The sequence below is a fragment of the Neorhizobium sp. PAMB6716 genome (genome assembly GCF_058242805.1).
In genome coordinates, this window is the sequence record NZ_CM177835.1 from 39,197 (window position 1) to 62,057 (window position 22,861).

Below are 22,861 nucleotides of genomic sequence, written 5' to 3' on the forward strand. Positions count from 1 at the left end.
TTATTCCTTGGATGGGGCGCGACGCAGCGACTTCAGGTGGGTCAGCGGACTGACCTCGCCGAACAGGCCACGCGGGCGCCAGAGAAGCATGAGGCAGAGGCCGACGCCGATGGCGACGATCTGCAGCGAGGCGGCACGCGCCTGCTGTTCTGCCGGGACGAAGCTGGAGACGGCAGCGGCTGACAGCGCCCAGAGCCCCCAGACGAGGACGGCGCCTGCAATTGCGCCGCGATTGTTGCCGGATCCCCCGACGATCAGCATGGCCCAGACCTGGAAGGTGAGGATCGGCATGTAATTGTCAGGCGCGATGAAGCCGATGAAATGCGCCTGTGCTGCCCCCGCAAGCCCCATGATGGCGCCGCCCAGCGTAAAGGCCTGCAGGCGAAAGCGGATCGGCCGTTTGCCCAGCGCCTGCGCTGCCATCTCATCCTCGCGGATGGCGCGCAGCACGCGCCCCCACGGGCTTTTCGCCAGATGCTCGAGCCCGAGATAAAGGGCAAGCACCACCAGCGCCATGACGCCGCAATTGGCGAGGCTGAACAGAAGCGCATTCTCCTGCAAACCGGCGAACGGCCGCGGAATGAAGCCGATGCCGAAGGCACCGCCGGTGATGGGCTGCAGGTTCAGCATGCACAGCTGCACGGTAACGGCGATGCCGAAGGTGGCGATGGCCAGATAATCCGACCTGAGCCGGATGGTGAGCGCGCCTACCGCCCAGGAGAGAAGGCCGGAGGTGATCGCCGCACCCAGCCAGCCGACGAAGATCGGCAGATCAAAACCGCCAAAACGGTCCGGGCTCGGCGGCGTGGTCAAAAGCGCCGAGGTATAGGCCCCGACCGCGACGAAGGCGGCAATGCCGACATTGAACAGGCCGGTCATCCCCCATTGCACATTGAGGCCAAGGCAGATGATCGCATAGGTCAGCGCCATCGACAGGAAAAAGGCGGCATAGGCAAGGATATCGAGGGTCATGACGCTTTCCCGAACAGGCCGCGCGGACGCACGAGGAGGACGGCGATGAGGATGACGAAGGAGACGGCGGCGCGCCATTCGGCACCGACGGCCTGAACCGCGAGCGCCTCGCAAAGGCCGATGATAAGGCCGGCCAGCATGGCCCCCGGCACGGAGCCGATGCCGCCGAGGATGGCGGCCGCAAACAGCGGCAGCAGCAGGTCATGGCCGATATAGGGGCGGATCTGGATCAAGAGACCACTCATGATGCCGGCGACGCAAGCCAAGGCGGCGCCCAAGAACCAGGTGGTGCGGATCACGCGGCGCACATCGATGCCGGCAATGCTGGCGAGCGCCGGATTTTCGCTGACCGCCCGCATGGCGCGGCCAATATCGGTGCGTGTCATCAGGAGATGCACGGTGCCGACGGAAACCAGCGTGACGCCAAGCATCAGCAATTGATCCGGCGTGGCGCGGAGCCCACCGCCGAGCTTCATGGCGATCTGCAGCGCCTTGGTGAAATAGGCCGGGCGCGAGGTGAAGAGGAATTCGAGCAGGCTGCGCAGAGCCAGCGACGCCCCGAAGCTTGCCATCACCATGATGATGATCGCGCTGCCGCGCCGGCGGAAGCTGGAAAACAGCAGCGCATCGACCGTCAGCGCCAGAAGTCCGGTAAGCCCGATCGCGATCACCGCCGACAGCGGCAGCGCCCAGCCGAAGGAGAAGGGGGCAATCGGTTTGGTCAGTCCGGTAGACAGAGTGCCGAGCGCACCGGCGACGGCAAGCGCCAGATAGGCGCCCCAGGACAGAAGTTCGCCATGGGCGAAATTGGAAAAGCGCAGGATCGAATAGGTGAGGGTGACGCCGACAGCGCCAAGACCGATGATCGCGCCGGCAATCAGGCCGTCCATGATGAATTGCGGGTTCATGCGGGCGCCTTCTGATGATCGTTCGCGGTGCCGAGATAGATCTTTCCGACCAGCGGGTCGCTTGCCAGGTCCTGTGGCAGGCCTTCATGGGCAATGCGCCCCTCGGCAAGGATGACGGCGCGGCTGGCAATGGCAAGCGCCGCTTTTACGTTCTGCTCCACCAGCAGCACCGTCACGCCGCTTGCATTGATCGCCTTCAGCATCTCAAAAACCTCGCTGACGATTTTGGGCGAAAGGCCGGCCGAGGGTTCGTCGAGGATGATGACGGGCGGATCAAGCGCTAGCGCGCGGGCGACAGCCAGCATCTGCCGCTGCCCGCCGGAGAGCGCGCCGGCAAGACGCGAGGGCCGGGCGGCCAGATCCGGGAAACGGGCAAACAGCGCCTCAATGGCTGCAGCGCGCTTTGCCTTCGCCAGATGCGCTACGGCGATCTGCAGGTTTTCCAGAATGGTCATGGTCGCAAAGACGTTTTCCGTCTGCGGCACGAAGGCAAGACCCTCCGCCACCTTGCGGTGAGGCGCGACATGGGTGATGTCGCGCCCGTTCAGCAGCATCGTGCCGGCATGGATTGGCACCAGCCCGGCGATTGCCTTGACGAAGGTGGACTTACCGGCCCCGTTCGGGCCGAGCAGCACGACGAGTTCGCCGCTTGCCACCGAAAAATCGATGCCATGGACAATGGGAAGGTCGGCTTCGTAACCGGCGACCAGTCCGCTTGTCGAAAGGATGGAGCCTGTCATGCACCGCCTCCGAGATAGGCTTCGATCACGGTCGGGTTGGAGGTCACTTCCGAAGGCGTGCCTTCTGCCAGAAGCTTGCCAAGCGCCATGGCGACCACGCGCGTGCAGAGCCGCGAGACCATGTCCATGTTGTGTTCGATCAACAGGATCGACTTGCCCTGGTTGTTCAGCGTGATGACGCGCTCGATGATGACTTCCAGCAGCGCCGGGTTAACGCCCGCAGCCGGCTCATCGAGCAGGATCACATCCGGATCGGCCATCAACACGCGCGCAAGTTCCAGAAGCTTGCGCTGCCCGCCGGACAGAACCCGCGCCGGCTGATGTTCGAGATGGGAGAGGGTGACGAAGTCGAGAAGCCCGCGCGCTTTTTCGATCAGGGCCTTTTCCTGGGCACGCACGGCAGCCGGCTTCAGGAAGTTCGCCAGCAGGCCTTCGCCTTCCTGTCGCTGTCCGCCAACCAGCAGGTTTTCCAGCACGCTCATTTCGGCAAAGGGTTTCGGGATCTGAAAGGTACGGGCGAGCCCATGGCCGATGCGCCTGTCCGGCGTCTCCCGCGATACCTCGCGGCCGGAAATCCACAATTCGCCTGATGTCGGCTGCAGGCTTCCGGCAATCAGACTGAACATCGTGGTTTTACCGGCGCCATTCGGGCCGATGAGCCCCACCATTTCCTGACGCGCCACCGTCAGCGACATTCCATCCACCGCCGTCATGCCGAAAAAACGCTTCGTCAGCCCTCTGGCCTCGATAACAGGCGGAGGCTGGGCAGGACTGTCGGAAGCTACACGTGTGATCGTCATGAAAATTGGTCTTGATTTGATGTGTGATGTTTGATCAAACTTTAAGCCTATCCGAAAATCAACCGGAAAATTAAACGGCTGATACATGAGGCAAGGATGTCGGACTTACAGATGAACAGCGTCGAGGCGCTGACGCCGGTGGGGCGGGAAACCGTGCAGGACCGTGTCTATGGCCAGCTGCGCCAGACCTTGATCAATGGCGGCTTTGCCGCCGGTGATCCGCTGCGGATCGTGGATCTTGCCGAACGGCTGCAGACCAGCACGATGCCGGTTCGCGAAGCGCTCGGGCGGCTTGTCTCCGAACAGGCGCTGGAGGCAATGGCGAACCGCACGGTGCGCGTGCCGCTGATCACCCGCCAGCGGCTCGATGATCTGGAGCGCGCCCGCGTTCTGATCGAGGGGCGGCTGGTGCAGATGGCGCTGGAGAACCTCAGCGCCGAGGACATCGCGTTCCTGAAGCAGGTCAACCACGACTGCGACCACGCCTTCGAGGAGCATGGGCAGGACATCGGTCCCGTCACCTCGCAGTTCAACCAGCGTTTCCATTTCCACATTTACCGCGCCGCCGGCTCCCATGTGCTGATCCCGATCGTTGAAAGCCTCTGGCTGCAATCGGGGCCTGTGGTGCGTGCCGCTGCCCAGATCCACGACGAACAGGGCGGCCTTGCCGCCACCGACCATCACTGGGCGATGATCGAGGCAATCGAGACGGGTGATGCGGACGCTGCCATTGAGGCGCTTGCCAACGATATCGGCCGCTCCTTCGATCTGGTCCGCGCCCGCATCGATGCCGGCGAACAGGCCGCGTGAGGAGAGCCAATGAGCAAGGATGACGGCTTTGACCTTTTTGACCTGCACGTGGAGGTCGTCGTGCCTGAAGATGGGCCGGTCTATTGTGGTGCAAGACCCGGCGATTATTTCGAGCTGAAGGGCGAGATGCTGCATCTGCCGCCGGGGCAGGGCATTTCGATCTATTCGCTCGCCTCCGTCCTGCCGCTGCTGGCCGCCAAGCAGCGCCCTTCCCATCCGCATGACTGGATGACGACGGATGCCGACATTGCCTGCCCCGATCCGAACTGCGCAACGCGGCTGCGCATTCGCCGCACGGGGCTCCGCCGTTTCAGCCATGCCGAAACCACTGCCGTTCCCTTAGAAGAAGACTGATCCCATGCAACGCATTACGCTCGCCCCTGGTTATGAAATTTCCCGCGTCATCCGCGGCGGCTGGCAGCTTGCCGGCGGGCACGGTGCTGTTGATCCCGCCGGTGCCGTGGAGGACATGGTCGCCTTTGCCGATGCTGGCATCACCACCTTCGACTGTGCCGACATCTATACCGGCGTGGAAGACCTGATCGGCCAGTTCCGCCTGCGCTATTTTGACCTGCGCGGGCAGGAGGCATTAAGCCGCATCCGCGTGCACACCAAGTTCGTGCCTGACCTCACGGTGCTGCCAACGATCAGCAAATCATATGTGGAAAGCGTTATCGACACCTCGCTGAAGCGGCTCAACCTCGAACGGCTTGATCTCGTACAGTTCCACTGGTGGGCCTATGACATCGATGGCTGGCTGGAAACGGCCGGTTGGCTGAAAGAACTTCAGCAGGCCGGCAAGATCGACAAGGTGAGCGGCACCAATTTCGACAGCGACCATATCGCGGCGATGATTGCCGCCGGCATTCCGCTCGCCTCCCTGCAGCTGCAATATTCGCTTCTCGATCGCCGGCCGGAAAAGCGCATGGTGTCGCTGGCGGCAGAGAACAGCTTTGCGCTGTTCTGCTACGGCACGGTGGCAGGCGGCTTCCTCAGCGACAAGTGGCTGGGTCTTGCGGAGCCCGCGCATCCGCTCGAAAACCGCTCGCTCACCAAATACAAGCTGATCATCGATGATATCGGCGGATGGGACCTTTTCCAGGCTTTGCTTGCCACATTGCGGCGCATCGCTGACCGGCATCAAACAGATATCGCGACCGTTGCAAGTGCTGCCATGCTGCGGCGTCCCGGTGTGGCCGCTGTTATCGTCGGCGCGCGCAACCGCGATCATCTGATATCGAACCTCGCCATATCCGACATTGCACTGTCGGCCGAGGATCTCTCCGACATCGAGGCTGTCATGGCCGAGGCGAAGGAACTGGAGGGTGACGTCTATACGCTCGAGCGCGACCGCAACGGACGTCACGGCAGCATCATGAAGTACAATCTCAACAAAGGGGAATGAGATGAAAAAACTGGTTCTTGCATCCACCATGCTGGCAGGGCTTGCCGTATCCGCCCTTCCGGCCTTTTCCGCCGATTGTGACATCACGGTCGGCGTCGTCATGGAACTCACCGGTCCTGCCGGCGAATACGGCAAGGCGGGCGCCAAATCCCTCGAAATGGCGTTCAAGGATTTCAACGATGCCGGCGGCGTCGGCGGCTGCAAGCTTGTCATGGATACCCGCGACAGCCAGAGCCAGGGCACGGTTGCTGTCGATCAGGCCACCCAGCTCGTCAACATCAAGAAGGTGCCTGTCATCATCGGTGGCATCATTTCGTCGGTTTCGATCCCTATCCTCACCTCCGTGACGGCGCCCGCCGGCGTCGTTCAGGTGTCGCCCGCCTCGTCCTCGCCGACACTGACGGTACTCGGTCGCGACGGCAAGACGAACGGTGTCTTCTTCCGCACCATCACGTCGGATGCACTGCAGGGTACGGCATCTGCGAAATACGCGCTTGATCAGGGCCTGAAGAAGATCGCCATCATCCACGTCAACAATGATTTTGGCGTCAACATGGTGAAGGAATTTACGGCTGCCTATGCCAAGCTCGGCGGAACGATCACCTCCACGACGCCCTATAACGAAAAGCAGGCGAGTTATTCGTCAGAAGCAAGTGCTGCGATGAAGGACGAGCCGGATGCGCTCTACCTCGTCAGCACGCCGGTGGATGGTGCAACGATTGCCCGCGCCTGGCTCTCCGGTGGCGGGGCCGCCAAGTTCCTGCTGAATGACGGCATGAACTCCAAGGACTTCATCGAAAGCGTCGGCGCACAATATCTGAACGATGCCTATGGCACCTCGTCCGGCACCAGCCCGACGGCGTCCACGGAGTATTTCAACGCCAATTACGAAAAATTCTCCGGCGGCATCTCGCCGGGTGCGCCTGCCGCCGACCGTTCCTATGATGCGGGGGCTATCGTAGCGCTTGCCATCGCCAAGGCCGGCAAGGCGGACAAGGCCGCCATCAAGACCGCCATTTCCGAAGTGGTCGCCGAAGGCGGCACCCCGATCCATGCCGGCAAGGCGGAATTCGAAAAGGCGCTGAAGCTGATCAAGGACGGCAAGCCGATCAAATATGAAGGCGTCATCGGTCCCGTCTCCTTCGACAAGTACGGCGACATCACCGGCCCCTTCCGCCTCTGGAAGATCAAGGATGGCGAAGTCACCACGATCGGCCAGATGGAAGCGGATGATGTGTCGAAGCTGAAGGCCTCGCTTGCCCCGTAAAAGGTCCTGAGCGGTGCCAAACCACTGAAGTGGAATCCCAGCCGAAGGTCTGGAGTGCCCCGTTCATCCGGGCGCTCCCGATCTGATGCGAGCGCGGAAGCCGCTGCGTCAACGGTGCCTGCCTTGCAGCGCAGCCCTTGCTGCTGCACAGCAGAAGATCCTGAGCGCCCGGAAAAAGAGCGCCTTCGGTTGACTGATTGTAGGAACGCAGGGCGCGCTTCGGTCGGCGCGGATGTGTTTGCCGGCGAAGCCGCAACGCTGCGTCTCTATTATGACGGTGCTTTCGGTTCGACGACCACGTCGCAGATCTTCGGCAGCAAGTTGAGCATCAAGTTCTAGGCTGACGATTGCAGTTGGACATTTCGGCACGGCGTTCTTCAGCGCCGTGCCTTTTTTATGCGCGGCATCAGGCAGATCCGGTCGTGGTGGGGGCTGAATGGCTGCGGCTCAGATCGCCAGCAGTGCGTCCATCTGGTGAGGATTGTCCAAGAGGTCTCCCGAGGCTGCGGCAAGGGCGATGCTGCCGCGGTTGAGGACGATGGCCTCGTCCGTCAGCGGCAGGATCTTGCGGGCCTTCTGTTCCACGATGATCGCTGCCAGGCCTTCTTCGGTGACGATACGGCGCAGCGCTGCCAGAAGTTCGTCCACGATGATCGGGGCCAGCCCTTCCAGGGGTTCATCGAGAAGCAGGAGTTTGGGGTTGAGCATCAGGGCGCGGCCCACGGCCAGCATCTGCTGTTCACCGCCGGAAAGCTGGTTGCCAAGGTTTCGGCGGCGCTCCTTCAAGCGTGGAAACATGGCATAGATGGTGGAAAGGTCCCAGCGGCCGGCGCGGGCGGAGGCGGTGAGGTTTTCCTCCACCGTCAGCGACCGGAAGATGTTGCGTTCCTGCGGCACCCAGCCGATGCCGAGCGCGGCGCGCTGTTCCGGGCGAAGCCGCGTGATGTCTTCGCCGTTGAGGTGAATGCGGCCGGCGTGATGAGTGGTCACCCCGACAATGCTGTTGATCAGCGTCGTCTTGCCCGCACCGTTGCGCCCGAGCAGGGCCAGCGATTGCCCTTCGCCAAGCGAAAGGTCGATGCGGTTCAGCACCTGCGCCTCGTCATAACCGCAAACCAACTGTTCGATGCGCAGCAAGTGGGTCATGCGGCATCTCCGAGATAGATGGCCTTCACGTCGGGATTGCGCGAAATGTCGGCGACGCTGCCTTCGGCAAACAGCCGGCCGGCTGCCAGAACCGAAATGCGGTCGGCAAAGGAAAACACCAGGTCCATGTCATGCTCGATCAGCACCACCGTCACATCCGTCGGCAGGTCTCGCACAATCGTCAGCACCTCGTGGCGATCCTCCTCCGGCACGCCGGCGGCCGGTTCGTCGAGGAGAAGCACCTTCGGCTTCAGCGCGATGGCAAGGGCGATTTCGAGCAGGCGTTGCTTGCCATAGGGAAGACCGCGCGTCGGCAGGCACATCACGTCGGCAAGGCGGAAGCGCTCAAGGATATCGGCAGCTTCTGCGGCCGCTTGCCTGTCAGAGGCGAGAGGTCGCCAGAAGCGGGTGCCGTGTCCCAGCCGTTCACTCACCGCCAACGCCATCGATTCCAGTGGCGTCAGGTCGTCAAACAGCTGGTTGATCTGGAAGGTGCGGGCCATACCCTTTTTCACCCGGGCAAAGGGTGTTGCATCGGTGATGTCTTCGCCGCCGATCAGGATGCGCCCGCTGCTGGGGGTGAGCGCGCCTGTGAGGAGATTGATGATCGTGGTCTTGCCGGCGCCGTTCGGGCCGATCAGCGCATGGCGGGCACCGGGGGCGACGGACAGCGAAACATCATTGGTGACGACAAGGCCGCCGAAGCGCTTGACCAATGCGCGGGTTTCGAGAGCGGGTGTCATGCCTCCTCCTTTTGATGCTGTGCGGGACTGGAGGGAGGGCGGCCGGTTCGCGCCCGGAGCCCGGCCAGAAGCCGGGCAGGGCTGATGCGATCACGCCCGACAAGCACAAGCGTCACCAGGATCAGCCCGATCCAGAACATCCAGTATTGCGGGGTGACGACCGACAGCCAGGCGCGCAGCACGGTGAAGATCACCGCCCCGATCACGCCCCCATAGAGATAACCGACGCCACCCAGCACGAGAACGAGCAGCACGTCTGCCGAGCGGTGAAAGGCCAGCACATCGGGCGAAACAAAGCTGGTTGTCTGGGTCAGAAGCGCGCCGGAAAAGCCGGCATAGAGTGCAGACAAAGTATAGATGGCAACAATCCGGCGATTGGGCGAAATGCCCAGCATCGCCGCCCGCCGGCTGTTGCGCTTGATCGCCTTCAACGACAGGCCAAAGGGCGAATTGACGATGCGGCGCGCGACGAACATCGCGGCAAACAGCACCCCCAGGCAGTAGAGATAGCCGGTGCGCCCGAAGAGATCGAATTCGAACAGGCCAACGATGGGATCGATCACGATGCCGCTCAACCCGTCGGCACCGCCTGTCAGCCAGGCGGCCTGGTTTGCCGCTTCCGCCAGAAGCATGCTGACGCCGAACGTCGTCATCAGCTTGGTGAGATCGCTGCCACGCAAGACGAGAAAGCTGGTGGCAAGACCGGCAAGGCCGGCAATCGCGCCGGACAGGATCAGCCCCGTGACCGGTTCTGCGACAGCATGCAGGCTGATAAGCCCGGCGGCATAGGCGCCGATCCCAAAGAAGGCGGCGTGACCCAGCGACAGGATGCCGGCATAACCGACGATCAGATCGAGTGACAGGGCAAAAAGCGCCAGGATGGCGATTTCGCTCAGCAGCAATTGCTGCGAGGGAAATGCAAAGGCTGCCCCAAGTGCCGTTATCCAGAAGGCAAATTCAAGTGGTTTCCAGCGGGCCTTGCGGTGAAGGAAGGCGCTGGCGAGCGCCTGTCGGGGCAGTCGGCTCATCGTCCTCCCTCCCTGGAAAACAGCCCGTTGGGGCGCAGGATCAGGAAGGTGATCATCACCGCATAGATGATGAAGGCCCCAAGCGACGGCAGGTAATATTTACCCGCCACATCGGCAATACCCAGCAGCAGGGCAGCCAGAAACGGCCCGGTAATGGAGGATGTGCCACCGATCGTCACTACGATCATGAAATAGATGAGGTATTTCAGCGGAAAATTCGGATCGAGCCCCAGCAGTTCCACCCCGAGCGCACCGCCGAGGCCGGCGAGACCAGACCCGAGTGCAAAGGTCAGAATGAAGATCAGCGAGACATTGATGCCAAGTCCGCGCGCCACCCGTCCATCGTCAACGGCGGCCCGCAGCTGGCTGCCGATACGGGTTCTGGCAAGCGTCGTTTGAAGCGCGATGGTGAGCGCCGCACAGAGGACGATGATGAACAGCCGGTAGCGGCCGATATCGACGCCCATCAGGCTGAACCGGCCCGACAGGGCGCTTGGCAGCGAAATCAGCTGCTGCTGGCCGCCCATGACATAATCCACGCCCGCCACCGCCATGAAGACGAGGCCGATGGAAAACAGCACCTGATCGAGATGCGAGGCGTTGTAGAGACGGCGATAGAGGGTGACCTCCAGCAATGCGCCCAGCGCGCCGGAGAGGAGAAATGCCGCCGGCAGGCACCAGTAGAAGGAAATGCCATAGCGGTTCATCAGCACCACGGTCACGTAACCGCCGGCCATGGCAAAGGCGCCGTGGGCAAGGTTGACGAAGTTCATCAGGCCAAGCGTCACGGCCAGCCCGCAGGCAAGAACGAAGAGCAGCATGCCATAGGCAATGCCATCGAACAGGATTGTCAGCATCGTTCCTCCCGGAGATGGCGGGACATGATAAGACGCGGATCAGGCGCAGGGTGTGTCTGCTGCCGGAACGCTGAGGCCCCGGCACGCGCTTTGATGGCTGCATCAGCGCTCCGGATGCCGGCGACTATCGCTGCATCCAGCGTCTGGCTGGCGAAGGAGGGCGGAGAAGCTGCCGAAGAGCCGTCCCGTTCCGCGCCACCAGGGATCTGATGCGGCAGATGGATGCGCCGAAAGGTTTTAGCCTTGCCGGCGCATCCTGCCCATCAGGGCGTGTTCGGATCCCGCACCTTCGGGAAGGTGGCGAACTCGACGTTGTAAAGCTCGCCATCCACCTTCTTGACCTCTCGCATGTAGATATCCTGCACGATGTCGCGGGTTTTCGCGTCGATGGTGATCGGCCCGCGCGGGCTCGTCCAGGCCATGCCCTTCATGGCGTCGACCAGCTTGGTGCCGTCGGTATCGCCATTGGTTTTTTTGAGCGCTGCATAGGCAAGCGCCATGGCGTCATAGCCGCCGACAGACATGAAGTTCGGCCGCATGTTCTTGTTGGCCTTGCGCACTTCGGCAACGAACGCCTTGTTTTCCGGGCTGTCGTGGTTTGCGGAATAGAAATGGCCGGTGATGACGCCAAGTGCCGCATCGCCCATGCCGTTCAGCAGGTCATCGTCGGTCACGTCACCGGTTGCGATCAGCTTGATACCGGCATCGCGCAGGCCGCGTTCGACGAACTGTTTCATGAAGATGGAGCCGACGCCTGACGGAACGAACACGAAGACGGCATCCGGCTTGGTATCGCGCACGCGCTGCAGGAAGGGGGCGAAATCCGGGTTCTGCAGGGGCACGCGCACCGCTTCCAGAATCTCGCCGCCGTCCTTCTTGAACTGGTCGGTAAAGCCCTTTTCAATGTCGATGCCCGGGCCATAATCGGAGACGAGTGTGACGACGCGCTTCAGCCCGTTCTTGGCCGCCCAGGTGGCAACCGGCACGGCCGATTGCGGGCCGGCCATGCTGGTGCGCACGAAATACTCGGATTTTTGGGTGATGATCGAGGTGGTGGCCGAGGTGATGATGGCGGGAACCTTGGCTTGGCTCAGCACCGGCGCAACCGATAGCGCCAGCGGTGTCAGGCCAAAGCCCATCAGCATCGAGGCGCCGTCCTTGACCACCAGTTCCTGTGCGATGCGCCGGGTCTGGTCGGCGGTGCCGGCGTCGTCGCGCAGCACCACTTCCACCTTCTTGCCCGCCACCGTGTCGCCATTCAGCGCCATATAGGCCTTGACGCCGGCTTCCACCTGACGCCCGGTCGAGGCGAAGGGGCCCGTCATCGGCAATACGAGGCCGATCTTGACGGTTTCTGCGGCTTGGGCATGCGAAAACAACAGGCTGCACAGGGCAGCGCCTGTCATGAAAAGGCGTCTCGATACGGATGCCATGTATACTCCTCCCAGAGTTCAAATCCCGCGACAGGCCCACTCCCATGAACCCGATAAATGCTATGCGCATGTTTTCGCTGCGGCATTCAAGTCTCCTCCTCGAGCCGCAGGAGGCAATGTATACACCAAATCGGCGAAGGACAAGCGGCACCTTGCGGCAAGCAAGGCAGAGACGCAAGCGCTGCGGGCTGATCGCGCGGTGCTTTGGAGCTTTGCCTTTGCGTGATGCATGCAGCCTTGTTATGTGCAGGAAATTGTGTGGGGAGCGCAAACATGTCCGAACCTCTTCGGCATCAAAGACAACGGGGCCTTGGCCATGTTCTGGCGGCTGCGCGTTATTCGCTGGGCGGTGCGCGTCGCCTGTTTGGCGAAACGGCGTTTCGGCATGAATGCGCGGTATTTCTGGCCATCAGCTGTGTCTATGCGCTGATCGGCGTTGCGTTCAGCACCTATCTCGCGGCACTTGTGCTGTTCCTGGTTCTGGTTGCGGTGGAGGCGCTGAACACGGCCATCGAAGAAATCGTTGACCGCGTCTCGCCCGAGTTTTCGCTGGCCGCTCGCCATGCAAAGGATCTCGGCTCGTTTGCCGTTTTCTGCCTGCTTCTGGCCAACGGCATCCTGTTCCTGCACACGCTTTACAACGCCGCCTTACCGGGCTGAGCAAGCCAGCCTTGGCCACCATACCTGTGTTGAGGAAAGAAGATCCGGCGGGCAGCGCCTGGGTGGCTCGTGCCCACCGAAAGGGGCCTGCTGCTCAGTGAACGTTGGGCATGGCCTCGCGGCAGGCTTTTTCGCAGCGCTCGCAGGCCTTAGCGCAGATGCGGCAATGCTCGTGCATCTCGGCATGGGTGCTGCATTCCTCTGCGCACACGCGGCAGGCTTCGGCGCAGGCCTGGATTACGGCGCGCATCACTTCAATATTCGAACCGGTGCGGCGCGAGGCGATGGCGCCTGTTGCCGCGCAGATGTCGGCACAATCGAGATTGCGGCGAATGCACTGGATCAGCATGTCATGCTGTTTTTCGCCAAGGCAGGCATCGGCGCAGCTTGTACACGTCTGGGCGCAGTCGTAGCACGCTTCGATGCAGCGCAGAAGCGCGTCCTGCGGATTGCCGGCAACGTGGGGATGGCTGGCTATCATCTCGCGAACCTGCATGGATTTTCTCCTTATGGTCTTTGTTCGGGGTTAATGCTCTTCCAACCAAACGTGCCAGCCATGGTTCCACGGTGATCAGGTCCGTTCAGGCTTTCCAGTCAAATGTGCTCCAATCGGCCGCTGGTGTTCCGGCGCGCGTCCACCTTCGGTGGCAAGCTGCACCACCTGTTCCGCCTCTTCCGTCGGTTGGGTGGTAAACCCCTTGGGGCTGGAAATTTCCTCGGCGTCGCGGTCGATATTGACGGGGCTGACGGCGAAGGCCGAGACCAGCTTTGCAACGCTTGTGAGCGCATGGGTGTGGATGCGTTCATAACCATGCGAGGCATCCACGCCGAAGGTGGCAAGTGCGGTGCGGATATCGTGGCCTGCTTCCAGCGCGGAGGCTGAATCTGAGCGGTAATGACGAAAGACATCCTTCTGATAGGGAATGTCGTTTTCGATGCAGAGATCCACCAGTTTTCGCGTCAGGTGATAATCGAAAGGCCCGGTCTGGTCGGCCATGGCAATGGTCACGCCGAATTCCGAGGAATTCTGCCCCGGTGCCGTGGTGCCGTTGTCGATGGTCAGCATCGAGGCGATTTCGGCCGTCAGTACGGATGAGGCCCCGACGCCGACTTCCTCGGCAATGGTGAACAGCCAGTGCGTATCGACGGGCGTTGAGGCCCCCGTCCGCTCCAGCGCCTCGATGGCGGCAAGGGCAATGGCCACGCCCGCCTTGTCGTCCAGATGGCGGGAATTGATGAAGCCGTTGTCGAGAAATTCGGTGCCGGTATCGATGGCCACCGTATCGCCGACATCGATTCCGAGCCCGCGTGTCTGCGCGGCGGACGCGGTGATGGCATCGATGCGCAGTTCCACATGTGCCCAGCCCACAGGCGCGGTATCCACCTCGTCGTTGAACGTGTGGCCGGACGCCTTCAGCGGCAGGATCGTGCCGCGAAAGGTGCCGTGATAGCTGTAGATTGTCACCCGCGCGCCCTCGGCAAAACGGGCAGACCAATGGCCGATGGGCACCAGTTCCAGGCGGCCATTGTCCTTGATCGCCTTCACCTGCGCGCCGAGTGTGTCGACATGGGAAACGATGGCGCGTGCACCCTTGCGCCGGCTGCCCTGGCGCACGGCACGGATCGCCCCGCGCCGCGTCAGTTCCGGCGTGAGACCCAGCCGTTCCAGCTCCTGCGAGCAGTATCGCACCACTTGGTCGGTGTATCCCGTGGGGCTGTCGATCGACAGCAGCGCCTTCAGCTGGCCAAGTAGGTAATCCTCGTCGATATCGATGGTCATGCGGTCACATTTTCCCCAGGGCGTTGCGGGCGGCGCGGTGGCCCGAAAGCGGGAAGAGCAGATCGAGAAAACGAGCAGCCGTCGGTTGCGGCTCGTGGTTGGCAAGGCCCGGTCGCTCATTCGCTTCGATGAACACGTAATCCGGCTCGGTTGGCGCCTTCACCATGAAATCAATGCCGACAACGGGAATATCGATGGCGCGGGCGGCCTTGATGGCGGCGTCCACCAGGCGTGGATGCACGATGGAGGTCACGTCATGAATGGAGCCGCCGGTGTGAAGGTTTGCCGCCTTGCGCACCACCACGTCGCGACCCTCTTCCAGCACGTCATCAAGGGTGAGGTCTGACATCTGCAGGCAACGTTCGGTTTCGCCATCGATCGGAATGGTGCTTTCGCCGCCGGTCGCGGCGGCCCTTCGCCGGGACAGGGTTTCGATCAACTGGCGCACGGTCTGGCGTCCATCGCCGATCACATGCGGCGGGCGGCGGATGGCAGCGGCCACCAGCTTGAAATCGATGACCACGAGGCGCAAGTCTTCACCCTCGAAGCAGGCCTCGATCAGCACGCGGTCGCAGACTTCACGGGCAACGCCGATGGCGGATTTGATGTCCTCGATCGTGTCGAGACCGACCGCGACACCACGGCCCTGTTCGCCGCGTGCGGGTTTCACCACCACCCGGCCATGCTTTGTCAGAAAACCGGCAAGAGCCTCCTCATTGCCATCGGCGGTCATCTGTTCCGGCACCACAAGGCCGGCCCGTTCCACCACGCGCCGCGTCACCGCCTTGTCGTCGCAGATCGACATGGCAACGCCTGATGTCATTTCAGACAGGCTTTCGCGGCAGTGGACGGAGCGCCCGCCATTCGAGAGCCGGAAGAAGCCGCCTTCCGCATCGGTGATTTCCACATGCACGCCGCGCCGGCGCGCTTCATCCACGATCAGCCGCGCATAGGGGTTCAGCGCGTCGTAAGCCTCAAGCGGGCGGGCATAAAGCCGCTCATTGATGGAGTTCTTGCGCTTGACGGAAAAGGCGGGGATGCGGCGGAAGCCAAGCTTTTCGTAAAGCGCAATGGCCTGTTCGTTGTCGTGGAGCACCGAAAGGTCCATGAAGCCCGCGCCGCGTGCCTTGAAATGTTCAGCCAACCGGCGCACCAGCGTCTCGCCAATACCGGCATGGCGGGCCTGCGGATCAACCGCCAGGCACCAGAGCGAAGAACCCTGTTCGGGATCGGCAAAGGCGCGCGTATGGTCGATGCCGGTGACGGTGCCGATCACCTCGCCGGTCGTCTCGTCTTCGGCGACCAGATAGGTGATTGCCCGGTTGTCGCGGTTCGACCAGAAGAAATCCGGGCGCACCTCCACCATTCCGCGGGCGGAATAGATGCGGTTGACGGCTCGCGCATCCGCTTCCGAAGAGAGACGGCGCACGAAAAAGCCGCGCGGCTGCCGGCGTCCCGAGCGGTAGGTCGCAAGGTCGAGGCGAAACGTGTGCGACGGGTCGAGAAAGATCTCCTGCGGCGCTTGCGCCAACAGCACATGCGGATCATGCACATAGATGGCGATATCGCGGTGTTCCGGCGCTTCTTCGCGCAATGCGGAGACGAGTTCGCCGGCGTCATCGAAGGTTTGCGCGAAAATCAGTCGGCCCCAGCCGCAATCGAGAACGGCGGATGCATCGGCAGACGCCTCATCCGGATGTCCCACGCGGCCGGTGCGATGCAGGGATTCGACGCGCTTGCGTTTCAGGCGGTGCGCGACGGCCTTGTCGCTGCGCACCCTTTGCAGGCGCTCTCCCGTCTTGTTGTTCGCCATGCCTCAGATCCCCTGCGCCTGCAGCCACATTTCCAAGAGTCCCGCCTGCCAAAGCTCCGAGCCCTGCAGCGGCGTGATGTGTTCTGACGGCTTGTCGAACAGTTTTTGCAGATAGCTGTCCTGAAAAATGCCGCGCTCTCTTGCGGCCTGCGAGGTCAGCGCATCGCGCACCATGTCGAGATAGGGTCCATCGACATATTTGAGCTGTGGCACCGGGAAATAACCCTTCTTGCGGTCGATCACCTCATGTGGCACCACAAGGCGGGCGGCATCCTTCAGTACGCCCTTGCCGCCGTCGTTCAGCTTGAACTCCGGCGGGATTTTTGCCGCAAGCTCCACCAGTTCATGGTCGAGGAAGGGAACGCGCGCCTCAAGGCCCCAGGCCATGGTCATGTTGTCGACGCGCTTCACCGGATCGTCCACCAGCATCACCTGGCTGTCGAGGCGAAGGGCGGCATCGACGGGCGTGTCGGCATCGCCTTGCAGGAGATGGCGTGCCACCAGTTCGCGGCTGACATCGCTTGCCGACATCCACTCGGGGTTCACTTGCGTCTTCATCACGTCATGGCTGCGGTCAAAGAACACGCGGGCATAATCGTTGACGACATCGGTGGATGACCCGAGCGGCGGATACCAGTGATAACCGCCAAACACCTCGTCGGCGCCCTGGCCGGACTGCACGACGCGGATATGCTTGGAAACCTCCTTGGCCAAGAGATAGAAGCCGACATTGTCATAGGAGACCATCGGCTCCGACATCGAGGAGATGACGCCGGGAAGCGCATCCATCAACTGCGCCGAGGGCACGAAGATCTTGTGATGGTCGGTGCTGAAATGTTTGGCGATGAGATCCGAATAGACGAACTCGTCGCCCTTTTCGCCATTGGCTTCTTCAAAACCGACGGAGAAGGTCATGAGGTCGTTCTGACCCTGCTCGGCCAGAAGCCCGGTGATGATGCTGGAATCGACGCCGCCGGAGAGCAGCACACCAACGGGCACATCCGCCACCGTGCGGCGCTTGACGGCAAGCCTGAGCGCATCGAGCACCATGTCGCGCCAGTCGTTGCGCGAAAGGCCGGCCATGGCGGGGTCGCGCGTGTGCGGCGGGTTCCAGTAGCGCGTGTCCGTTTCGCGCCCGTCTGCCTCGATCACGCGGATGGTCGCAGGCGGCAGTTTCTTGACACCGTTGATGATGGTGCGCGGCGGCGGAACGACGGCGTGGAAACTCATGTAGTGATGCAGCGCGTCGCGGTCGATCGAGGTGTCGATTTCTCCACCCTGGACAAGGGCCGGCAGGGATGAGGCGAAACGCACGGCCTTGCCGACCTTTGCAAGGTAAAGCGGCTTGATGCCAAAACGGTCACGCGCCATCACCACGCGGTTGGTGTCGCGCTCATGGATGACGAAGGCGAACATGCCGTGGAAGCGGGAGACGCAGTCCGTGCCCCACGCGTGCCAGGCCTTCAGGATGACTTCGGTATCGCCATGGGAAAAGAAGCGGTAGCCCTTGGCTTCCAGCTCGGTGCGCAGTTCCGGGTAATTGTAGATGCAGCCGTTGAAGGCGATCGTCAGACCCAGTTCGCCATCCACCATCGGCTGGCGGGCCTTCTGGGAGAGGTCGATGATCGAAAGCCGCCTATGGGAAAGCGCTGTCGATCCGTGGATGACCATTCCGGAGCCATCCGGCCCGCGGGGCGCGATGGCCTCCATCATCCGGGCCTGAACCAGGGGGGAAGGCTGTGCGCCGTCGAACCGTATTTCTCCGCAAATCCCACACACTGTGCTGGTTTAATCCTTTCCGATCTTTCCGCGATCCGGCCCCGGGATGGGGCAAAAAACGGCATAATCCGCCCGTTGTTGCGTGCGTATGCCGTGGGCCAAACGAAAAAGTTCCAGAAAGGTTGCGATTTTTCTGCAGAAATTGGGAGGCGGCGGGAATTCAGTCGGGGCGTGTTCCGCGCACGAAAAGTGCGATTGCCTGCTCCATATGGCGTTTGCGCGCGGCAAGATCCGGCCAACCGCGCGGGCCTGGCCCAACGCCGCCAAACAACATGTCCATGAGGATGCGGGCACCGGACAGCGAATCGCTCAGCACCAGTTTTCCGGCTGCCATCTGTTTTTCAAGCCAGTCCGCCAGCTGTCTGCGTGACGTTTCCGGCCCCTCGCGAAACAGCACTTCAGCAAGGTCTGGCACCTGATGCGACTGGCGTATGACGATGTGGATGAAGGCTTCGCGCTCTCGTTCGGTGTCTTCGTCAATGTCGATCATGAAGATGCGGCCGATCGCCTCGGCCAAGGGCAGGTCCTCGTTGTCGGGCCGGGGCAGTCTCAGCATCATCTGCCTGTGCGAGGCGACGACGGCGACGAACAGGTCAACCTTGCTGGGAAACAGGCGGTACAGCGTCTGCTTGGAAATGCGGCAGCGGCTTGCCACGATATCTGTCGTGGTCCCGGCAAGGCCGAGTTCCGTGAAGGTGCGACGCGCTGTATCGATGATCATCTGCCGGCGGTCATTGTCGCTGAGGCTCTTCGGCCGACCGCGTCCCCGCTTGGTCGTCACGTCATCAGGCGTTCTGCCCTGCTCGCTGCTGCTGTCGTCCATCCGCGTCCTGAACTCGTTGCGATCAACCTATGCCATGCATGGCGCACTTTTGTTCTGGAGGCATAGCGCACTTCCCGCTGGAAAACATCACCCGGCAGGGGCTAAGCGGTTTGCCGATGGCTCCAGCGGAATGTCGCATAACCTGGATCGCAGCTTTACCGGCATCCGGCGCGACCCGCAGTATGGCAGTTGAGCCTGACGGGCAGCACGTTGCAGGCCAGTGTGATCAGAGATAGGCCTCGCGTTCACCAAACTCCGTCTTGTCGTCGAAATTGGTGGTGCCGATCCGGTCGCTTTCGCCCGAAAGCTGGGCGGGCTCTTCCGTTTCCTTAGGAGCTGTTGCGGATGACGTATCCTCACTGGCCTTGGCAGCCTTTGCCTGCTCGATCTGCTTTTCAAGCGCGGCAATGGCGTCCTGCAACTCTTCCTTTTCCGCCTCGTCGTCCGTCTCGGCAAGCTTTGCCTGCTTTGCGGCAAGCTGTGCTTCGAGCGTGGCGACATCGACGGTGCTGGATGTCGAGGAACTGGTGCTGGTGGAGGAAAGAAGTGTCGAGGCAGTACTGGAGATGGAATCGACCATGATCGAAAATCCTGTAAAGGGCCATGCCCGGCCCATGCCGGACAAATACAGGGTTAAACGCCTTGAATTAACGGTAACCTAAATTGCCGTACTGATTAGTACTAATGCGCCATCGCTAATTTTTGCCGTGCAGGCCTCACGAAAGGGCAGCCACCGGGTCCAGCCGCGAGGCATTGCGCGCCGGCAGGAAGCCGAAGACGATGCCGATGAGGCAGGAGCAGACGAAGGCGAGGATCATGGGCGTGGCGGAAAAAATGAGGCTGATGCCCGCGCCGGACAGGTTTGTCGCAAGGCCGACCGAGAGCGCCAGCGTGATGCCGAGAACGCCGCCGATGAGGCAGACGAGCACGGCCTCGATGAGGAATTGCTGCAGGATATCCTGCCGCCGTGCCCCCACCGCCATACGCACCCCGATCTCGCCAACCCGTTCCGAGACGGAGACCAGCATGATGTTCATCACGCCGATGCCGCCGACGACGAGCGAAATGACGGCAATCGCCGAGACGAGAAGCGTCATGGTCTGCGTCGTGCTGGTGATCGTCTTGCGGATGTCGTCGGTGTTGAGGATGAAGAAATCCTTGGTGCCGTGGCGACGGGTTAGGAAGTCTGTGACGGCCTGTTCGGCGGCTGCCATGTCGGCATTATCGGCGACGCGAACGGTGATGCTGCGAAGCGACGTGCTACCCAGAAACCGCGTCTGCACGCTGGTATAGGGCAGGTAGATCGACAGGTTGTCGCTGGAACCGAACCCGCCCTGCTGAGAGGAGATGACACCGACGACGCGCACCGGCACCGTACCGGCCAGAATGATCTGGCCGACGGGTTCCACGCCATTTGTGCTAAACAGGGCCTTGGCGGTGTTGTCGTCGATCACGGCATCCTGCGAGAGACCGTCCACGCTGTCCTCCTCGAAGAAGCGGCCGGAAATGAGCGTCGATCCCTTGACGGTGAAATACTGGCTGCCGACGCCATTGATCAGTGCATTGGCAACCGTCGCACCGAACCTTGCGGTGGTGCTGGTGGAAACGGTCGGCGTCACGGCACCCACATAGGTCAATTGTGCCAGGCTTTCCGCATCCGACACGACGAGCGTCTTCACGCGTCCGGAGCGGGTATCGCCAAACCCCTTGCCGGGAAAAACTTCGAGCGTGTTGGTGCCAAGGCTGCTGATATTGGCAAGGATCTGCTGCTGGCTGCCGGTGCCGAGCGCCACCACCAGCATGACCGAGGCGATGCCGATGATGATGCCGAGCATGGTGAGAAAGCTGCGCAGCCGGTGCGATTGCAACGCCTTCAGTGCCATCACGAAGGCTTCGCGAAAACGGTCCACGGCCACCGTCAGGCCGCTGGCGACCTTCCGCGGGGAACTTTCCTCTATCGCGGGTGATGGCTGCGTGGGTTGCGTCTGCCGGTCTGCAATAATCCGGCCGTCGGAGATTTCGATGATGCGTTTGGCGCGGGCTGCAACGCTCGGGTCATGGGTGACGATGATGATCGTTTTGCCGTCGCGGTTCAGGTCTTCGAGAATGCGCAGCACGTCCTCGCCGCTCTTGCTGTCGAGAGCGCCGGTCGGCTCATCGGCAAGGATCACCTCGGCATCGTTCATCAGCGCGCGGGCAATGGAGACGCGCTGCTGCTGGCCGCCGGACAATTGCCCCGGCCGGTGATGGGTGCGGTCCCCCATGCCGAGCCGCCCGAGAATGGAAGCCGCGCGCTCGCGCCGGTCGCTGCGCGAGCGTCCCGCATAGATTGCCGGAATTTCCACATTGCCGAGAGCAGACAGTTCGGCGAGCAGGTGATAACGCTGGAAGATAAAGCCGAAATGCTCGCGCCGGAGCGCCGACAACTCGTCGCTGTCGAGCGATGACGTGTCTTTGCCGGAGACGCGGTAGGTGCCTGAAGTCGGGCTGTCGAGCAGGCCGAGAAGGTTCATCAGCGTCGACTTGCCCGAGCCGGAGGCGCCGATGATGGCAACCATTTCGCCGCGCTCGATGGTGAGGTCGACATCCTTCAAAACCGTGATCGTGCCTTCGCCGGCGGGATACTCGCGGCGCAGCTTTTCGATGACGATGAGGGGGGCATGGTCGGTCTTGGTCATCACGTCAGAAGCCCATCGGGCCACCGCGGCGGCTGTCGGATTTCGAACCCGTACTCGCCTCGCTGATCACCACTTTGGCGCCTTCTTCAAGGCCGCTTTTGACCTCGACATTGATCTTATTGTTGAGCCCGGTTTCCACAGCGCGCTCAGCAACCGTGCCGTCGGCCGCCATCACGCGCACAGCGGTCTTGCCATCGGCAAGGGACTTGCCAAGGGCAGCCGAGGGGATGGTCAGCACATCCTTTGCGGCGCCGAGCACGATGTTGACCTCGGCCGACATATAGGTACGAAAGCGTCCGTCTTCGTTCGGCACATCGAACACGCCGATATAATAGATGGCCGAGGAGGAGGATGACGACGAGGTCGAGCTGCTGGTGGTGGAACTGGAGACGCTGCTGTCGCTGGTGATCGATTCCGGCGCCGGCTCTATCGAGGCCAGAGTGGCGTCATAGCTCTGCGTACGCTCGCCAATGAGGTTGAAACGCACGGCCTGTCCCGGTTTCACCTTGGTAATATCGGCTTCGGAGATTTCCGCGCGCACCGTCATGGTGGAGAGATCGCCGAGGATCACGATCGTCGGGATGGACTGCGTGGCGTTGACCGTGCGGCCTTCCTGGTTGACGATGGCCAGCACCGTGCCATCCATCGGCGCGGTGATGCGGGTATAGCCCAGTTCGGCCTTGGCCGTTTCCACGGCGATTTCCGCCGAGATGATCTGGGCATCGAGAGCGGCGATCTGCGCCTTTGTGGTGTTGACGTTGGTTTCCGCCGTCTGCAGATCCGCTTCCGAACCCGCCTGCTTGCTATAGATGGCCTGCTGGCGGGCGAGCGTCTTCTGGTAACCTTCGAGCGTGGCTTCCTTTTCCTGCTTCTGTGCCTTCATGTTGGACAGCGAGGCTTCGGATGTGCGCAGGTCGTTGTTCTGTGTGGTGGAATCGATCTCGGCGATCAGCTCGCCCTTGCGCACCGTATCGCCAAGCTTGAACTTGATCGAAGTGATGCGCCCCGACGCCTGCGAGCCGACGGCGACCAGCCGCACCGGCTTCAGCGTGCCCGTGGCCAGCACCGTTTCCTCCACATTGCCCCGTCGGACCGGGGCCGTCAGAAACGTGCTGGTGGCGGGCTTTTCGGAAAACCGCATCCAGCCGTAAGCGGCCGCTGCCGCGACGGCGATGGCAAGAAGGATGTGGCTGCGCTTGATGGCCATGTCGGGATATGC

The 22,861-nt window shown here is 62.0% G+C and carries 23 protein-coding genes; 6 read left to right on the forward strand and 17 right to left on the reverse strand.

The window, feature by feature from the left end:
• The 4 genes from AC4CWH_RS00185 to AC4CWH_RS00200 are packed head-to-tail and all read right to left on the reverse strand — an operon-like array spanning position 1 to position 3,420.
• The gene (locus tag AC4CWH_RS00185) at positions 1-972 is read right to left on the reverse strand and encodes a branched-chain amino acid ABC transporter permease (RefSeq protein ID WP_491319891.1); all 972 of its coding nucleotides are present in this window, start codon (positions 970-972) and stop codon (positions 1-3) included.
• Positions 969-1,880, reverse strand: a complete 912-nt coding sequence (locus AC4CWH_RS00190; RefSeq protein WP_491319892.1) for a branched-chain amino acid ABC transporter permease — start codon at positions 1,878-1,880, stop codon at positions 969-971. Before AC4CWH_RS00190 ends, AC4CWH_RS00185 begins: the two co-directional genes overlap by 4 nt.
• On the reverse strand, positions 1,877-2,620 hold the full coding sequence (locus AC4CWH_RS00195) for an ABC transporter ATP-binding protein (protein ID WP_491319893.1): 744 nt from the start codon (positions 2,618-2,620) through the stop codon (positions 1,877-1,879). The genes AC4CWH_RS00190 and AC4CWH_RS00195 overlap by 4 nt, the downstream gene beginning before the upstream one ends.
• Positions 2,617-3,420, reverse strand: coding sequence for an ABC transporter ATP-binding protein (locus AC4CWH_RS00200; protein ID WP_491319894.1), 804 nt, complete (start codon positions 3,418-3,420; stop codon positions 2,617-2,619). Before AC4CWH_RS00200 ends, AC4CWH_RS00195 begins: the two co-directional genes overlap by 4 nt.
• 96 nt (positions 3,421-3,516) lie before the next feature.
• Here AC4CWH_RS00200 and AC4CWH_RS00205 point away from each other — a divergent pair, with 96 nt between their 5' ends.
• The 5 genes from AC4CWH_RS00205 (at position 3,517) to AC4CWH_RS00225 (ending at position 7,241) form a co-directional block, all read left to right on the forward strand.
• Complete coding sequence (locus AC4CWH_RS00205; protein ID WP_491319895.1) at positions 3,517-4,230, forward strand: GntR family transcriptional regulator; 714 nt, start codon at positions 3,517-3,519, stop codon at positions 4,228-4,230.
• A 9-nt stretch (positions 4,231-4,239) separates the two neighbouring features.
• Positions 4,240-4,584, forward strand: coding sequence for a TIGR04076 family protein (locus AC4CWH_RS00210; protein WP_491319896.1), 345 nt, complete (start codon positions 4,240-4,242; stop codon positions 4,582-4,584).
• A gap of 4 nt (positions 4,585-4,588) precedes the next feature.
• The gene (locus tag AC4CWH_RS00215) at positions 4,589-5,635 is read left to right on the forward strand and encodes an aldo/keto reductase (protein WP_491319897.1); all 1,047 of its coding nucleotides are present in this window, start codon (positions 4,589-4,591) and stop codon (positions 5,633-5,635) included.
• A gap of 1 nt (position 5,636) precedes the next feature.
• Positions 5,637-6,902, forward strand: coding sequence for an ABC transporter substrate-binding protein (locus AC4CWH_RS00220; RefSeq protein ID WP_491319898.1), 1,266 nt, complete (start codon positions 5,637-5,639; stop codon positions 6,900-6,902).
• Between the two features lie 189 nt (positions 6,903-7,091).
• Positions 7,092-7,241 carry a hypothetical protein gene (locus tag AC4CWH_RS00225; protein ID WP_491319899.1) on the forward strand — a complete coding sequence of 50 codons (150 nt, stop codon included), beginning with the start codon at positions 7,092-7,094 and terminating at the stop codon, positions 7,239-7,241.
• A 108-nt stretch (positions 7,242-7,349) separates the two neighbouring features.
• On the opposite strand, the gene AC4CWH_RS00230 is transcribed toward AC4CWH_RS00225, so the two are convergent.
• From AC4CWH_RS00230 to AC4CWH_RS00250, 5 genes are all read right to left on the reverse strand, one after another.
• The gene (locus tag AC4CWH_RS00230; protein WP_491319900.1) at positions 7,350-8,048 is read right to left on the reverse strand and encodes an ABC transporter ATP-binding protein; all 699 of its coding nucleotides are present in this window, start codon (positions 8,046-8,048) and stop codon (positions 7,350-7,352) included.
• Positions 8,045-8,791, reverse strand: coding sequence for an ABC transporter ATP-binding protein (locus tag AC4CWH_RS00235; RefSeq protein WP_491283621.1), 747 nt, complete (start codon positions 8,789-8,791; stop codon positions 8,045-8,047). The genes AC4CWH_RS00230 and AC4CWH_RS00235 overlap by 4 nt, the downstream gene beginning before the upstream one ends.
• Positions 8,788-9,819 carry a branched-chain amino acid ABC transporter permease gene (locus tag AC4CWH_RS00240; protein ID WP_491319901.1) on the reverse strand — a complete coding sequence of 344 codons (1,032 nt, stop codon included), beginning with the start codon at positions 9,817-9,819 and terminating at the stop codon, positions 8,788-8,790. Before AC4CWH_RS00240 ends, AC4CWH_RS00235 begins: the two co-directional genes overlap by 4 nt.
• A complete protein-coding gene (locus tag AC4CWH_RS00245; RefSeq protein ID WP_491319902.1) occupies positions 9,816-10,676 on the reverse strand; it encodes a branched-chain amino acid ABC transporter permease in 861 nt (286 codons plus the stop codon). The genes AC4CWH_RS00240 and AC4CWH_RS00245 overlap by 4 nt, the downstream gene beginning before the upstream one ends.
• A 263-nt stretch (positions 10,677-10,939) precedes the next feature.
• Positions 10,940-12,109 (reverse strand): ABC transporter substrate-binding protein, encoded by a 1,170-nt coding sequence (locus AC4CWH_RS00250; RefSeq protein ID WP_491319903.1) that lies wholly within the window; start codon positions 12,107-12,109, stop codon positions 10,940-10,942.
• A 273-nt stretch (positions 12,110-12,382) separates the two neighbouring features.
• Between AC4CWH_RS00250 and AC4CWH_RS00255 the strand changes: the two genes are divergently transcribed.
• Positions 12,383-12,769: a diacylglycerol kinase gene (locus AC4CWH_RS00255; protein WP_491319904.1), complete on the forward strand. Its 387-nt coding sequence runs from the start codon at positions 12,383-12,385 to the stop codon at positions 12,767-12,769.
• Positions 12,770-12,863: 94 nt separating this feature from the next.
• Here the strand turns inward: AC4CWH_RS00255 and AC4CWH_RS00260 are convergent, their stop codons facing one another.
• From AC4CWH_RS00260 to AC4CWH_RS00295, 8 genes are all read right to left on the reverse strand, one after another.
• Positions 12,864-13,265, reverse strand: coding sequence for a four-helix bundle copper-binding protein (locus AC4CWH_RS00260; RefSeq protein ID WP_491319905.1), 402 nt, complete (start codon positions 13,263-13,265; stop codon positions 12,864-12,866).
• Between the two features lie 75 nt (positions 13,266-13,340).
• Complete coding sequence (locus AC4CWH_RS00265) at positions 13,341-14,549, reverse strand: osmoprotectant NAGGN system M42 family peptidase (protein ID WP_491319906.1); 1,209 nt, start codon at positions 14,547-14,549, stop codon at positions 13,341-13,343.
• A 4-nt stretch (positions 14,550-14,553) separates the two neighbouring features.
• Complete coding sequence (ngg, locus tag AC4CWH_RS00270) at positions 14,554-16,362, reverse strand: N-acetylglutaminylglutamine synthetase (RefSeq protein ID WP_491319907.1); 1,809 nt, start codon at positions 16,360-16,362, stop codon at positions 14,554-14,556.
• 3 nt (positions 16,363-16,365) lie between these two features.
• On the reverse strand, positions 16,366-18,141 hold the full coding sequence (locus tag AC4CWH_RS00275; protein WP_491319908.1) for an N-acetylglutaminylglutamine amidotransferase: 1,776 nt from the start codon (positions 18,139-18,141) through the stop codon (positions 16,366-16,368).
• Between the two features lie 160 nt (positions 18,142-18,301).
• On the reverse strand, positions 18,302-18,964 hold the full coding sequence (locus tag AC4CWH_RS00280) for a TetR/AcrR family transcriptional regulator (protein WP_491319909.1): 663 nt from the start codon (positions 18,962-18,964) through the stop codon (positions 18,302-18,304).
• A 226-nt stretch (positions 18,965-19,190) separates the two neighbouring features.
• Positions 19,191-19,544: a hypothetical protein gene (locus tag AC4CWH_RS00285; RefSeq protein ID WP_491319910.1), complete on the reverse strand. Its 354-nt coding sequence runs from the start codon at positions 19,542-19,544 to the stop codon at positions 19,191-19,193.
• A gap of 136 nt (positions 19,545-19,680) precedes the next feature.
• A complete protein-coding gene (locus AC4CWH_RS00290; protein WP_491319911.1) occupies positions 19,681-21,642 on the reverse strand; it encodes a MacB family efflux pump subunit in 1,962 nt (653 codons plus the stop codon).
• 4 nt (positions 21,643-21,646) lie between these two features.
• Positions 21,647-22,849, reverse strand: coding sequence for an efflux RND transporter periplasmic adaptor subunit (locus AC4CWH_RS00295; protein WP_491319912.1), 1,203 nt, complete (start codon positions 22,847-22,849; stop codon positions 21,647-21,649).
• Positions 22,850-22,861 lie beyond the last annotated feature (12 nt).